At 36.8% G+C, this 14,957-nt stretch carries 12 protein-coding genes; all 12 read right to left on the bottom strand.

Translation table 11 applies throughout. The features are described 5' to 3' along the window. Positions 1-42: 42 nt before the first annotated feature. Positions 43-2,838 carry an isoleucine--tRNA ligase gene (ileS, locus tag IV88_RS05915; protein WP_057799747.1) on the bottom strand — a complete coding sequence of 932 codons (2,796 nt, stop codon included), beginning with the start codon at positions 2,836-2,838 and terminating at the stop codon, positions 43-45. A gap of 267 nt (positions 2,839-3,105) precedes the next feature. Next, positions 3,106-3,876 (bottom strand): DivIVA domain-containing protein, encoded by a 771-nt coding sequence (locus IV88_RS05920; protein ID WP_057799749.1) that lies wholly within the window; start codon positions 3,874-3,876, stop codon positions 3,106-3,108. A 12-nt stretch (positions 3,877-3,888) separates the two neighbouring features. Then, positions 3,889-4,671 (bottom strand): YlmH family RNA-binding protein, encoded by a 783-nt coding sequence (locus IV88_RS05925; RefSeq protein ID WP_057799750.1) that lies wholly within the window; start codon positions 4,669-4,671, stop codon positions 3,889-3,891. 2 nt (positions 4,672-4,673) lie between these two features. Next, positions 4,674-4,943, bottom strand: a complete 270-nt coding sequence (locus tag IV88_RS05930) for a YggT family protein (RefSeq protein ID WP_057799752.1) — start codon at positions 4,941-4,943, stop codon at positions 4,674-4,676. Positions 4,944-5,030: 87 nt separating this feature from the next. After that, on the bottom strand, positions 5,031-6,335 hold the full coding sequence (gene ftsZ, locus IV88_RS05935; RefSeq protein WP_057799754.1) for a cell division protein FtsZ: 1,305 nt from the start codon (positions 6,333-6,335) through the stop codon (positions 5,031-5,033). 20 nt (positions 6,336-6,355) lie between these two features. Beyond that, positions 6,356-7,720: a cell division protein FtsA gene (gene ftsA / locus IV88_RS05940; RefSeq protein ID WP_057799756.1), complete on the bottom strand. Its 1,365-nt coding sequence runs from the start codon at positions 7,718-7,720 to the stop codon at positions 6,356-6,358. Positions 7,721-7,843: 123 nt separating this feature from the next. Continuing rightward, positions 7,844-8,908, bottom strand: coding sequence for a cell division protein FtsQ/DivIB (locus IV88_RS05945; protein ID WP_057799757.1), 1,065 nt, complete (start codon positions 8,906-8,908; stop codon positions 7,844-7,846). A 14-nt stretch (positions 8,909-8,922) separates the two neighbouring features. Beyond that, positions 8,923-10,014 (bottom strand): undecaprenyldiphospho-muramoylpentapeptide beta-N-acetylglucosaminyltransferase, encoded by a 1,092-nt coding sequence (gene murG / locus IV88_RS05950; protein ID WP_057799759.1) that lies wholly within the window; start codon positions 10,012-10,014, stop codon positions 8,923-8,925. A gap of 15 nt (positions 10,015-10,029) precedes the next feature. Continuing rightward, on the bottom strand, positions 10,030-11,391 hold the full coding sequence (gene murD, locus IV88_RS05955; protein WP_057799761.1) for a UDP-N-acetylmuramoyl-L-alanine--D-glutamate ligase: 1,362 nt from the start codon (positions 11,389-11,391) through the stop codon (positions 10,030-10,032). Between the two features lie 9 nt (positions 11,392-11,400). Beyond that, positions 11,401-12,363, bottom strand: coding sequence for a phospho-N-acetylmuramoyl-pentapeptide-transferase (mraY, locus tag IV88_RS05960; protein WP_057799763.1), 963 nt, complete (start codon positions 12,361-12,363; stop codon positions 11,401-11,403). 26 nt (positions 12,364-12,389) lie between these two features. Next, a complete protein-coding gene (locus IV88_RS05965) occupies positions 12,390-14,567 on the bottom strand; it encodes a penicillin-binding transpeptidase domain-containing protein (RefSeq protein ID WP_057799765.1) in 2,178 nt (725 codons plus the stop codon). Then, positions 14,564-14,941: a cell division protein FtsL gene (ftsL, locus tag IV88_RS05970; RefSeq protein WP_057799766.1), complete on the bottom strand. Its 378-nt coding sequence runs from the start codon at positions 14,939-14,941 to the stop codon at positions 14,564-14,566. The genes IV88_RS05965 and ftsL overlap by 4 nt, the downstream gene beginning before the upstream one ends. Positions 14,942-14,957 lie beyond the last annotated feature (16 nt).

Raw genomic sequence — 14,957 nt, forward strand, 5'->3', positions numbered from 1 at the left:
TAGTCCAATATTATGGGTTCAGATCAACTGCAATTTTTAATTTTATTCTTCGAAACCTGTTTCAACTGCTTCAGGATAATTATCCTTTACAATCTTTGCACAACTTGCACATAAATTATCAAAGTCAGAATCTGAACCAACGTCTTCTTTTGTCATACGACAACGATCACAAACAGTTCCTTTAGCCGCAGAAACAGTAACCGCACAGCCGTCTTGAACAGTTAGATCACTTGGTGCTTCATCAATACTAAGTAAATTAACTTGTGAAACAATTAATAGTAATCGAACGTCGATTCCTAAATCATCAACCAACTTACGGTCAGCGTCGTCCAAGTATAAATCAACAGATGCTTCCATTGATTTACCAATTACTTTAGCATCACGAGCTTCTTCAAGAGCCTTCAATACGTGACTTCGAATCTTCTTAAATTGATCCCATTGGTCTAATAATTCTTGTTCACCAGTATACTCTTGAGCCTTAGTCATTTCGGAAAGTTGAACAAATTCTTCTGGTTCATCCAAGTATTCCCAGATTTCTTCTGCTGTATGTGGCAAAATTGGTGTCATTAGTTTTGTAAGACCAACAACAATATCATAGAAAACAGTTTGCATAGAACGACGTTTCAAACTATCAGCAGGTTCGATGTAAACAACGTCCTTTGCAAAATCAAGATAGAATGCTGAAAGATCATTAATGATAAAGTTCATCATAACTTTATAAATATCAATAAAATCATATTTATCATAGTCAGCATGAATTGTTTTTACTAATTCATTAAACTTAACAGCCATATAACGATCTTCAGGACGGAGTTTATCAAACTCAACTCGATTATCTTTTGGATCATAATCTGATGTATTAGCCAATAAGTAACGAACAGTATTACGAATCTTCTTGTATGCATCTGAAATCTTAACAAAGTTTTCAGTTGAAACACGAACATCAGATGATGAATCAATTGATGAAACCCAGAGACGAATAATTTCAGCACCCATTTGCTTGATAATATCAGCAGGTACAATTGTATTACCCAATGACTTACTCATTTTGTGACCTTTACCATCTAAAGTAAATCCTTGTGAGACAACTTCTTTATATGGTGCATGTCCAGATACAGCAACACTTGTGATTAAACTAGAGTTGAACCAACCACGATATTGATCTGAACCTTCTAAGTACAAATCAGCTGGGTAAGTTAAGTAATCTCTTTCTGCTAAAACACCTTGATGAGATGATCCAGAATCAAACCAAACATCCATGATGTCACTTTCTTTAGTGAATTCGCCATTTGGTGAATGTTCACTAGTGAATCCATCTGGAAGCAATTCTTTGGCAGTCTTTTCAAACCAAATATCTGATCCATGTTTCAAGAATAGATCGGCAATATGATCAGTAATTTCTTTAGTGATGATTGGTGTACCATCTTCACCGTAGAAAATTGGCAAAGGAACGCCCCAAACTCGTTGACGAGAGATAACCCAGTCGCCACGATCACGAATCATATTATAAAGACGTTTTTGACCCCAATCGGGTTGGAATTTCACATCATCGATCACTTTAAGAATTTGATCACGAATCTTATCAACAGATGCAAACCATTGTGGTGTAGCTCTGAAAATAACAGGTTTCTTTGTACGCCAATCAAATGGATAACTATGTTCATATGGCATGTAGTTAAGTAACAAGTTCTTCTCTTTTAATTTATCGAGAGAGATTTGGTTGGCATCTTCGTAGAAAACACCTTCAAAATCAGGACCAGCCTCAGCTGTCATATATCCTTTATCATCAACCGGAACTAAAATATCTAAACCATATTGTTGGCCAATTCTAAAGTCATCTTCACCAAATCCAGGTGCTGTATGAACTAGTCCAGTACCAGCATCCAGCGTTACAAAGTCTCCAAGCATTGTGACAATCTTACGATCTTCAATGTAAGGATGTTGAGCAATGACACGGTCTAATTCGCGTCCTTTAACCGTCTTCAAAACCTTCACATCTGACCAACCGAATTTTTCACTGACGCCAGATAACAATTCGCTTGCAACAACAAACTTGCGTGATTCTCCTGCTGGTTGAACAACTGAATAATCGAAACCTTCATCAATTGTAATTCCTTCAGATGCTGGAATGGTCCAAGGTGTGGTAGTCCAAACGACCATATATGTATCATCGTCTAAAACACCTTTTCCATCGATAACTTTTTCAGCATAGAATGCTGATGGCGACGTAACATCATGATATTCGACTTCTGCTTCAGCCATTGCTGATTCTGAAGACCATGACCAGAACACTGGTTTTTTACCACGATAAATTAGTCCCTTTTCAGCCATCTCACCAAATGTTTTGATTTCATTGGCTTCGAATTCTGGTTTAAGTGTGAGATATGGATTATCCCATTCTGCTGAAACACCTAAACGTTTGAAATCCTCACGCTGTTTATCAACTTGTTTCAAAGCATAATCGCGACAAAGCTTTCTGAATTCAGATGTAGACATTTTCTTACGATCGTAACCATCTTTAGCTAATTGAGCTTCAATAGGTAGTCCATGTGTATCCCAACCAGGAACATAAGGTGCACGAAAACCATTCATTGATTTATAGCGAACGATAATATCCTTTGAAATCTTATTCATAGCATGTCCCATATGAATATTACCATTGGCATATGGAGGTCCATCATGTAAAACAAAGCTTGGTTTACCCTCATTTAATTTTTGGCGTTGCTCATAAACTTTATTTTCAAACCAAACGTCTTCACGCTTTTTTTCGTTAACAGGCAAATTGCCTCGCATTTTAAATTTAGTCTTACCCAAATTCAAAGTATCTTTAACTCGCATAACAGCACTCTCCTTTTTTATTGGATATACACAAAAAGACCCCGTCCGAAAGGGACGAAGTCTTCGTGGTACCACCCAAGTTTAGAAATACATTTTAAATTTCTCTTTACAGTGAGTTAACGTTCACAAATCCGGTTCAGACTACAATACCATGTATTTTCATCTAAACTCTCGAAAGTGATTAGAACTTAATATCAATGCTAGTCTCTCACCAGTTAACTAACTCTCTGAAATTGATTATTATTAGGTTCAGTCTTCCTCATAAATTTACTTTTTTGGATCGATATGAAAACCTTCATTTGTAGCTTTACCAGCAACTGGCACGTGTTCTTCAGGGAACACAACCACTGTCTTAGGCTCACTACTATCATCTTGGTCTTCAGTAACTTTCTTTTCATCGTCGCTACCATCTGCTTCAACAGCAGGAGTATCTGGAGAAACATCGGCTACTTCTGTTGAGTTTACACTGCTTGTTTGTGTAATGTCAAGCGCCCCACTATTACGCATAGCTTCTTTAATTTCACCAATGGTCAAAAGTTCATCGGCATTTAGCAAGTTATCCCAATCTTTACCCTTAATCATTTGAAGTTGTGACTCCAAAAGAACCTCCAATTTTTGTCTGAAGCTACGGGCTTGTTTCTTCAAATCATCTGTTGCAACAACAACTTGTTGGGCCTTACCAGCAGACTCATTAATGTAATTGGCTGCTTGTTTATGAGCAGTACCAACAACTGTTTCTGCTTCTTTTTGTGCTTCTTTAGTTGTGAATTCGGCTTCTCTTTGTGAACTAATTTTAACCTTGTCAGCAGCGTCTTGAGCTACCAAAATTGATTTATTTAACGATGCCTTCATTTCATCAAAGTACTGTAATTGACCTTGAGCATCTTTTAATTGACGAGTTAATGAATCAATCTGATCTTGTAAACGACGGTGTTCAAAGGCAACATCATCCAAAAATGAATCTACTTCTGTCGGATTATATCCTCTCATCTTGGTTGTAAAACTTTTTTGTTGAATATCTGTTGGTTCCATTGCCATAACAATCCCCCACTATTTATTATTTCTAATAATTTTTACTTCCATACGTAATTTACCTTTTTTTGTCTCACCTTGCAACGCTGAAATCTGAATTCGACCATAACCGCGAACCGAAAGTATATCATTAACTTCTAATTCCGCATCTGATTTTTCAATGACTTCCCAGTTTAGACGAACTTTCTTAGCTTCAATCAATTCTTTTGCATGATGTCTAGATAAATTAAAAATGCCTGCAACAATTGCATCTAGTCGTTTTGAAGCAAAGGTAGTAACTTCGGTTTCCCAATCATCTGTTGGAATCACGACATTCTCAGCTTCAACCAATTTGGCTTTAATTTTTCCAATTCTTGTAACTTCTGAGCTAAAGAAATCTGCCAAATCTTTTGTTACAAAAAATTGCCAAGCATCTTCGTTAGAAATGATATCACCAAAGGTATTTCTTTCAATACCAAGATTCGCTAAAGTTCCCAAAACCTGTCGATGTTGCAGTTCTGCAAATTTAATTGGGTAAACAATATCAAACGTGGTAATTTCAAAGTCTTCAGGTTGACTGATAAAATAATCTGGATAAATTAAGGCTCGCTGCAATTCCGCACCCTGATATCCACCAAACGAATCCATCTTGAGGGTATCGACTCGATTAACCAGAGTTTCTAAAATATAAATTTCACGTGGATTAAGAAAATTAGTAAGAATCGGGCGATTCTGGTCTCCTGCTTCTTGAATCCAGCCACTGGCGGTTTCAATAAATCCAGATTCATCATTTCTAAAATGCTGTAAAACTGAATCTGGCATAATTACACCCCAAGAATTAGTGATTCAATGTACGTTAAACCGTTCATACAAAGATCTAACACTAAGATTGCAAGTATTGGTGAAAAGTCGATACCCATAACTGGTGGAATGAATCTGAATTGTGACATATACGGATCACAAATCCTAGTCAGTATCTGACCGAATCTTGATTGGTAGGCACCTGGCAACCATGACATTAAAATCCAGATAAATATCAAAAACATATAAATCTGTATTAGCCATCGTAAACCAGCAAACAATAATAAAATCATAAACTCTCTCTCATACTTTCTTTTTACATACTAATGTAAGAAACGGGCTTGAACAATTGTTCAAGCCCTATCTTATTTTAAATATTTTTATTTTTCACGACGCTTGAAGAATGGAGGTGTATCCATCCCATCGTCATCGGGACTTGTATTGTCGCTGTCGTTAAAAGCATTGAATTCTTTCTTTTCAACATTTTGGAACTCATTGCTATCTTCAGTAGATTCTGGACGAACGCCTTCAGATTTAGATTGACGTAATTGCCAATCACCAAATGGATCATTATGACTTTCATTGCTACTTGAAGAAGCTGCAGTTGTATTGTTATTTGAAAGTGATTCAGTAGAACCTGAACCTCTTAATTCTTGTCCACTCGTACTCGCTTGTGTTGGTGTTTCAAAGCTTGTACGTTGTGGTTGACGATGTAAGCCACGACTGTTTTTCTTGTCAATTCCTGTTGCGATAACAGTTACACGAACTTCGTCTTCAAGTTTATCGTCAATTGAAGTACCAAAGATAATGTTTACATCATCAGTAGCTGCTTCAGTAACAATTTGTGATGCAGCTTGTGCTTCAAATAATGACAAGTCTGGTCCACCAGTAATATTAAGCAATACTTGTTCAGCACCATCAATTGATGTTTCAAGAAGTGGTGATGAGATAGCTTTCTTAGTAGCTTCTTCTGTTCTATTTTCTCCACTAGCAGAACCAATTCCCATCAATGCAGAACCTTGGTTAGCCATAACGGTCTTAACATCAGCAAAGTCCAAGTTAACGTAACCAGGAGATGTAATTAGATCTGAGATACCTTGAACACCTTGACGTAAAACATTATCAGCTTCGTTGAAAGCTTCCATCATAGGAGTTTTCTTGTCAACAATATCAAGAAGACGGTTGTTAGCAATAATGATTAATGTATCAACATGTTCTTTAAGCCTAGCAACACCTTCGGCGGCAAAACGTGCACGCTTTGGTCCTTCAAAGCTAAATGGACGAGTAACAACACCAACTGTTAGTGCACCTTGTTCCTTAGCAATATTAGCAACCATTGGTGCAGCACCTGTACCAGTACCACCACCCATTCCGGCTGTGACGAAGATCATATCTGCTCCTTCAAGAGCTGAAGCGATTGTTTGTTGACTTTCGTCAGCAGCTTTTTCTCCAACTTCGGGAGTTGAACCAGCACCTAAACCTTTTGTAAGTTTAGGTCCAAGTTGGATTTTAACGTCTGCATTTGATGCTTGAAGTGCTTGTACATCAGTATTAGCAACGATAAATTCAACGCCCTTCATACCGTCAGCAATCATACGGTTTACAGCGTTACCACCACCGCCACCAACACCAATGACTTTAATGTTAGCGCCAGTACTTTTACTTTCATCCATTGAAAATTCCATTTTAAATTCCTCCATATTGATTAATCAAAGAAATCGCTAAACCATTTACGTACGCTAGCAAGACGATCTTGGGTACTTGTTTGTGCTGTCTGCTGTTTTGGTTGTTTAGGTCGCTTTGTTTCCTTAATTGGTCTTTCAGGCTGTGCCTGTTGGTAATTAGTTTGGTTAGTGCTTTGATCCTCTGAAGAAGCATAATTGTCATCCTGTTCAGGAACAACTCTTGAGCTTTCAACCATTGCACTTTTGGCAAGAATTGAAACTTCACTCAAGCTAACTTCGTAGTTTAGTAATGCTAAAGATTGTGAGAATCCTGGATGTCTTAATCCCATTTGGTCAGGAACAAAGATTTTAACATTCATACCAAAGACGTCCTGAATCAAATCAGTCACACCTGGTAATGCTGCTCCACCGCCGGTAACAACCATTCCACCTGGCATGTCCAAGGCACCAACAGCTTCTAATTGTTTCTTGATATTAGTAAAAATTTGTTCTAACCGAGCTTCAATTATCTCGCTTAAATATTCTTCAGAAACTGCTGCTGGCTCGTTTTGACCAACGATATTAACTGGGAATGTTTCAGAACTAGCATCAGCGGTCCAACCGTAACCATACTGTACTTTCAGTTTTTCTGCATCTTCTAAGGAAGTATTTAGAACAACTGAAATATCTTTAGTTACAAATTGTCCGCCTTCTTGTTCAACATAAGTATATTTAAGTTGATAATCATGAATAACTGAAGCGGTCGTTTGACCAGCACCTAAATCTAAAATAACAGTTCCAAAGTCCTGTTCTCCGTCATTAAGTACCGTCTTCCCAAGTGCCAAAGGATTAACAATGACATCAACTAGGTTTAGCCCAGCTTGGCGAATTGCTCGTTTTAAGTTATGCACAATTGTCTTAGGACCAGTTAAAAGAGTTCCGTTCATTTCTAAACGAACGCCAACCATTCCTCGTGGATCCTTGATGCCATCAAATCCATCAACAATGAATTCATCTGGTAAGACATCAATAACCTCTTGCTCTGGTGGAAGATTATGAACAGAAGCTGCGTTAGCAACGCTAATTACATCCTGATTATTAATCTCACGAGAACTATCTGAAATAGCAATCATGCCTCGGCAATTTTCAATTTTTAATAAGTTTGCAGGAACGCCTGCAACAACATCGTGAATTTGAATATTCGCTTTACGTTCCGCTGACTCTACAGCTCGCTTGATAGCATAAGCAGCCTTGTCGATATCAACAATAACTCCCCGATTCATACCATCTGAACGCTCACTACCCACACCAATAACGTTCATTTGTCCTTGAACATACTCAGCAACAATAACTTTTATTGAGGTGGTTCCGATATCCAGTCCAACGTAAATTCCTGAATTATCCATAAAGGAACCTCCTGTCGTTTACTTTCTTATATTTTTATATATATTTACATACACTCAGTATTGTACCATACAATGTTTTTTTATAGTACGCCCAAATCGCTAATCAATCAACACTTTCTCATATTAATTCGTTGGTGCTAAATCGTTTTCTTTTTTAGTTTTCTTTTTGGTCTTTTTCAGTTCATTAGTTTTTGGTTTTGCTTTTGTTTTCTTTTTGGCTAAACCGGAATCAATTTGATTTTTGGTATTGCCCTTATCAATCACATTGGTTGCACCAAGTTCATTTTCCTCACTCTCCATTGAATAAGGATATGAAAAAGCGCCAACCTCTAAATCAACAATTCCCTTTTTTTTCATTGAAGCAGAAATTCCAGGATAGTATTTCATTTTAGTCGCAAACGTTCGCATTACTGCTAATACCTGATTACCGTCATCCATATAAAACTTAAGTTTTGTAGGAGTAATCTTTGTAGGAGCAAAATCTACTTCTGAGATTGAATCTTGAACTTCGTTAGGTAAGGTACTGTATTTACTTAAGAAATCTTTAATCTGACTATCGTTAGTAAAGTTCCTAAATACCGGAAACTTACCATTTGGTTGTGTGTTATGCACTGCAATCACATTTCCATCCTGGCGAATGGTATAGTACTTGCCATTTCGAATGACAAATCCCATAACTGCATTCTCGGTAACTTTAATATTAACTGCATTATGTTTTTGCTTTTGAACAACTACAGTTTTAAGATCAGAATTACTTTTCTTTACCCTCTTCTGAATGTCAGCTTTTTTTAAACCTAGATTAAAAATAAATTGATTCTTCTCTAAATTAGATTTTTGAACTATTTGAACAGAATCAACACGTTTGTTACCAGAAACAGTCACTTTTTGAATTCTAGAAATTGGTGTCAATAAAAACACTCCTACTAAGACAAGAATCAGAGCAATTGAACCAATCACAATCCAACTAATCCGTCCTAACTTAAATTCCTTAACATTAGCAGTCAATCTACTCATAACACTATTGGTATTAGAATTCGAATTTTCTTTAACGTTTTTCTGTGGTGTGTGACCATTTCCAGCCTGATGTATACGAATAATGTCACGCCATGATTTCTTACTTTTAGCTTGCTTAGCTTGATAAGCCGCCCAAGGAGTTAACTGCGTATCCTTTTTCTTTTTCTTAAACATTTGCTATACCATCATTATTTGACTACAGATTTTAATACATCATATAAATTATTTGCGGCTTCTGGTTCTCCCAAGCTCTTGGCCTGTTTTGACATTTTTTCACGAATAGATTGGTCATTCATAATTTCATCGACTACGGATACCAACTTAGAGCTTGTTAATTCGCTTTCAGTCACTAATTCAGCAGCCCCTACTTTTACTAAACTCTTAGCATTCTTTGTTTGGTGGTCATTAGTAACATATGGACTTGGTATTAAAACTGATGGAATTCCTAACGCTGTTATTTCAGCTAAACTTGTGGCGCCAGCTCTACCAACGATTGCACTTACAACTGGTAAAATTTCGGGCATATTAGCTATGTAAGGTTTTATTGAAACATTGTCTGATATATCTGTTTGATTAATACTTTGCATCAACTTATCAAAATGTACTTGGCCAGTAACAAATAAGACTTGGTAATCTTTTGTACCAAAATCTTTAAGTGCGCCCATTGTGGCTGAATTGATTTTTTCAGCTCCACGGCTACCACCAAAAATTAACACGGTTGGTGTTTGATCCTTAAGGCCAAAATTAGTCAATGATTCAGTCTTCTCAATGTTAACCACTTGTGTGGCCCTTGGATTACCAGTTAAAATAACTTTTTTTTCAGGAAATTGAGATCTGGCATCTTCAAATGAAATCGCAATTTTAGTTACAAAGCGACTAAGGAACTTATTTGTTACTCCCACGACACTATTCTGTTCATGAATAACTGTTGGAATTCTCATCATTGCAGCCGCAAATACAACAGCTCCACTGACATACCCACCAGTGCCGACAACAACGTCAGGTTTAAATTCCTTAATCATGTGACGAGCCTTCGAAACACTTGATAGGAATAATCCGATAGTTTTTAAGTTATCTAATGATAATGAGCGTTTAAAGCCTTGAATTTTAATTGTTTTGAAATCAATTCCTTGATCTGGAACAATTCTACTTTCAAGACCTTTGTGAGTTCCTACGTACAGAATATTTGAGTCAGGTTCTGACTTTTTAACTTCCTGAATTAAAGCCAATGCCGGATAAATATGGCCACCGGTTCCTCCACCTGAAATCATTAATCTCATTGCGTTTAATCCCCTTTATTTATTAATGTTTTTAACAGCTTCGATAAATTCATCTCCGCGAATTTCAAAGTTTGGATATTGGTCCCAGCTTGCAGCTGCCGGTGAAAGTAACACAACGTCGCCAGGTTCACTTAACTCAAACGCTGTTGATACACCGTTCTTAACTTTATCTACCTTGATAATTGTTTCAATACCAGCTTTTTCAGCAGCCTCTTTAAAATTATCAGCCGTTTCGCCGTTTAAGACAACCGCTTTGACATTCTTTTTTAACATTGGAACTAATCGAGAATAATCATCTCCGCGATCTAGTCCACCTGCCAATAAAATAATCGGTTGGTCAAAAGCGCTTAACGCAACTTCAGTAGCTTCTATATCAGTTGCTTTTGAATCGTTATAAAAGACACGTCCATCAATTTTATCAACAAATTGAATTCGATGTTTAACACCAGAGAATGTTTTTAATACTTGTACAATACTTGCATTATTTGTTCCTGATAACTTAGCAGCTGCAATTGCTGCCAAAGCATTTTCAACATTTTGCTCACCAGGAATTGCAATATCTTTTGCGTCCATTATGTATTCATTCTTAAAGAAAAGTTGACTATCCTTTTCATATGCTCCATCTTCACTGAGTCCTTGCCGTGAAAATGGTACCACCTGAGCATTACTTTTTTTAGCGATTTTTTGCCATTCTTCTCTATCCCAATTCATGATTAAATAATCATCATTGGTTTGGTTCTCTGTGATCCGCATTTTATCATGAATATAGTTGGCCCTTGTTTTATGCCAATCTAAATGATTTGAAAAAATATTATTAACAACAGCGATATGTGGATGTAAATCACGGATTCCGGCTAACATGAAACTGGATAATTCCATAACAATTGTGTCAGTAGCCTCTGCTTCTTGTGCAACAGTTGTGGCGGGTACGCCAATATTTCCAGCAACGTAAGCTTTTTTGCCACCCTCATTGATCATTAAATTAATCAATGTTGTAACTGTCGTCTTACCATTGCTTCCTGTTACACCAATTAAATTAGAATCTGAAATTTGATATGCTAATTCTGGTTCCGAAATAATCTCAATTTTATTTGCTAATGCTGTAACTAAAACTGGATTAGTATATGGGATACCCGGATTTTTAACAATTAATTCAATTTTGTGTTTACTGAGGATATCATCTGGGTGGCTACCTAAAATAGTTGTTATATCTTCTTGTTTCAACTGCTTTAACAGATTTTCATCCTGTTTCGCATTTGCATCATTTACGACAACATTTGCACCAAGTTTATGCAACAAAAGAGCGGCACTAGTACCACTCTTTGCTAACCCCAATACAAGAACATTTTTATTCTCAAAACTCTTATTAATTTTCATTATTATCTCCTACCAAATCACAATCAATGTAATAACTGCTCCAATAAGACCAACAGTCCAAAATACAAAATCGACTTTCCACTCACTCCATCCTAACATTTCAAAATGGTGATGGATTGGACTCATTTTAAAAATTCGATGTCCAGTTAGTTTAAAAGAAGCCACTTGTAAAATAACACTCAGTGTTTCTAATACAAATACAATTCCGATAAACAATAATGAAAGTTCGTGATTTAATAAGATGGAAACTGCTCCCAGCGCTCCACCTAGTGCAAGAGATCCCATATCTCCCATGAATATCTTAGCTGGTTTATGGTTGAAGACCATAAATGAAAGCATGGCAGCAACTACGGTAATACAAAAGATAAATACTGATGTGTTGTATAAATGAGCTGCTAGAATAGCGTATGCACCAAAAGCAATAGTTGAGAGTCCAGCAACAAGACCGTCTAATCCATCTGACAAATTAACGGCATTTGAAAATCCTGCCAACCAAAAGATGACAAATAAAACATACCAAACGCCCATGTGCCATTCACCCAATCCAGGAATATTAATACCTAGTGGTAAGTTTGAAGCTTGAATGACCAAGAAAAAGATAACTGAACCAATAATTTGACCCAGCATTTTTTGCCATGCCTTAAAGCCCTCATTCTGACGTTTTAGTAATTTAATACTATCATCCCAGAAACCTAGCAATCCAAAAATAATTAGAATAAAGACCAGCATTAATAGATCCGAATTCAAACTCTTTTGAATTGTTCCTGTAATCAGACTAGCAATCGTGATAGCTACAATAAATACTAATCCACCCATTGTAGGTGTTCCAGATTTTTTCTGATGCCAACTAGGACCTTCATCACGAATCATTTGACCTTCATCACGTTTTCTAAAGTAGTTAATAAATGATGGCATTGCACTCAATGTAATACCAGCACTAATAATTGCTCCAATACAAATTGTTAGAATCATCTTTTTCTCTCCTATTTTGAATCACTCTATTTTAATGTCACTACTAATTGACCTTGTCCACTTACAATCGTCGAGCCTGTCGCCATCGATTGCTGGGTAACAAATCCACTACCCTTGAATTGAACCGGTAGATTTAATAATTGTGCGAGATTAACAACATCATTTTTGGACCAACCCTTAAGATCTGGCATAAGTACCTGCCCATTGGTTAGCAAAATCACACGCTGTCCCACCATAATTTTGGTATCAGCATCAATAGATTGCTGGGTTATTTCTTTTCCACTACCTACAATTGTTGCAGCAACATTTTGTTTACCTAAATCTCTTTTAGCATTTACGGCGTCCTCGCCGATTAGATTTGGCATCCTGACCGTTGTTTTAAGTTGATCCTTCGCAGTTGTAGTATCTTGTTCCAACGCTTGCTTCATAACTGGTCCAAAAACCTGATTAAGTAGTTGTGTTGGTGTTTGTGTACCAGGTAATGTTGGTTGCTTCATAGTTACATACATAATGTATTTAGGTTGTTTAGCAGGAACCATCCCGACTACAGAATATAGATAACTATTATCACCCATCAGGTATCCAGTACCATTTGAACTAGCAACTTGGGCTGTACCTGTTTTAGCAGCAACTCGATAACCTTTAATTTTGAAGTCTTGCCCAATACCATACGACTTATAAACAACATCCTGCATTAGATTACGGACTTCCTTAGCTGAAGATGCCTTAATTGGAGTTCCCATATCTTCCGTTTTCATTGAGTAAGTTGTTTTCCCAGTATTTGGATTGATAATTTTTTTGATAAATTGTGGCTTAACCATTTTCCCGTCATTCGCTACGGCAGTAAATCCTTGCAACATTTGCATAGTTGTTACATTGATTCCCTGACCAAACGCTGTGTTAGCTTGATCAATAGGGTATGTGAACGCCATGCTTCCACTGGATTCACCTGGTAACCCAGAGTTAGTTGATTTCAGTAATCTAAAACGTTTTATATATTTCTTCCAAGTAGTGGCTCCCATCTTTTGTTCAAGATGAGCCATTGCAACGTTACTTGAGAGCGCAAATCCTTTTTTATACGTTATTTGTCCCCAACCTGATCGCTTCCAATCGGGAATAATCTTTCCATCAATGGCGTAAGTACCGGACTCGTACGTTGCATCAGGATTGAAATGACCACTATCTACTGCTGATGAAACTGTAAATAGTTTCATGGTTGAACCAGGTTCAAAAGTATCTTGAACTAGTCCATCACGCCAAGACTTATCCAATCCTTTTTTCGTAGCTGCATTGAATGTCGGACGTTGCGTAGTTGCCAAAATAGCTCCTGTTTTTGCATTAATAATCGTTGCATTCATTGAGTTAGCATTCGTAATTTCTTCAACCTTGCTAACTTGAGTTTCCATAATACTTTGTAGCCTACTATCAAGTGTCGTATAAATTGTTTCACCATTAACAGCTGGCCTTTCAACCTGTGAACCGGGTAATTGATATCCAAATTTGTCTTTCTGCAATGAGCGTTCCCCATCAGCACCGGTCAAATTATTATTGAAAGCTCGTTCAATACCCATAATACCGTTCAACTGTGTTGCGTCACTATTTTTATCTTGTTTGGTTTGTGATAAACCAATCAGGTTGGAAGCAAAAACACCGTTTGGGTATAGACGTGCTTCTGAAGAGACAAAGTTTATTCCAGAAAGATGTTTACTCTCTATTTTTTCTTTTGTCGCAACAGAGAGATTCTTTCCGGCATTGCCGAACTCAACCTGAAATGCTTTAGAATTAGTTGGATTAAGAATCTTCAATATTTTGGAATAAGACAGTGGCAAATACTTAGACAATACACGTGCTGTTTTTTCTTTATCTGTTACATATAGCGGAACCTTTTTAGGAGCAGGACCTACCTGATTTTTATTTAAAACTGCATAAACTGAATATGTGCTTGTATCCTCAGCAATCGGTTGACCATCTTGGTCTAAAATCGACCCACGTTGAGCTTTAATTGTTTTATTATCAGTGTACAGCCGTTTAGCCTGGTTACTTAAATTAACATTCCCAATTGTCTTACTAATTGAGACATAAGAAAAGCGAACAATGATAAATCCAAAAACGATACAAACAATGAGTAGTAACCATCTACCAAACATTGTTTGATTTTGTTTTGTTTTTGAATTACCAGTTGTTCGCTTTTTTGGATCGTTCATCGGTTAACATTCCTTATATTTTTTGATTTGAGTGTTAAACCGCTATTTTGACCAATCTTATTCAATCGACTTTGACTAGAAAGTTGGTTTACTTCCTGTTTAAGTAAATTATTTTGATTAGAAACAGTGGTTACTTTCTCTTGAGTTGTATCTAACTTGTGTTGTGCGTTAGATAGATTTATTTTACCAGAAACAACCACGACCATTAAGACCAAAAGAACAAATGTACAGAATATTAACAAAACCTTTTCAAATTTTGATAATGCTAGATTCCGTGCTTTTGCGACTTCACGTGCTTTATGTAAATCAGGATTACCTACTGTGGGAATGGTAGAAGTTCCCCGAACCCTTCTTGCGTAACTATTATCTGCCATAGTACTTCACTGCCCT

This window comes from Pediococcus argentinicus, assembly GCF_001437605.1.
Classification (GTDB): domain Bacteria; phylum Bacillota; class Bacilli; order Lactobacillales; family Lactobacillaceae; genus Pediococcus; species Pediococcus argentinicus.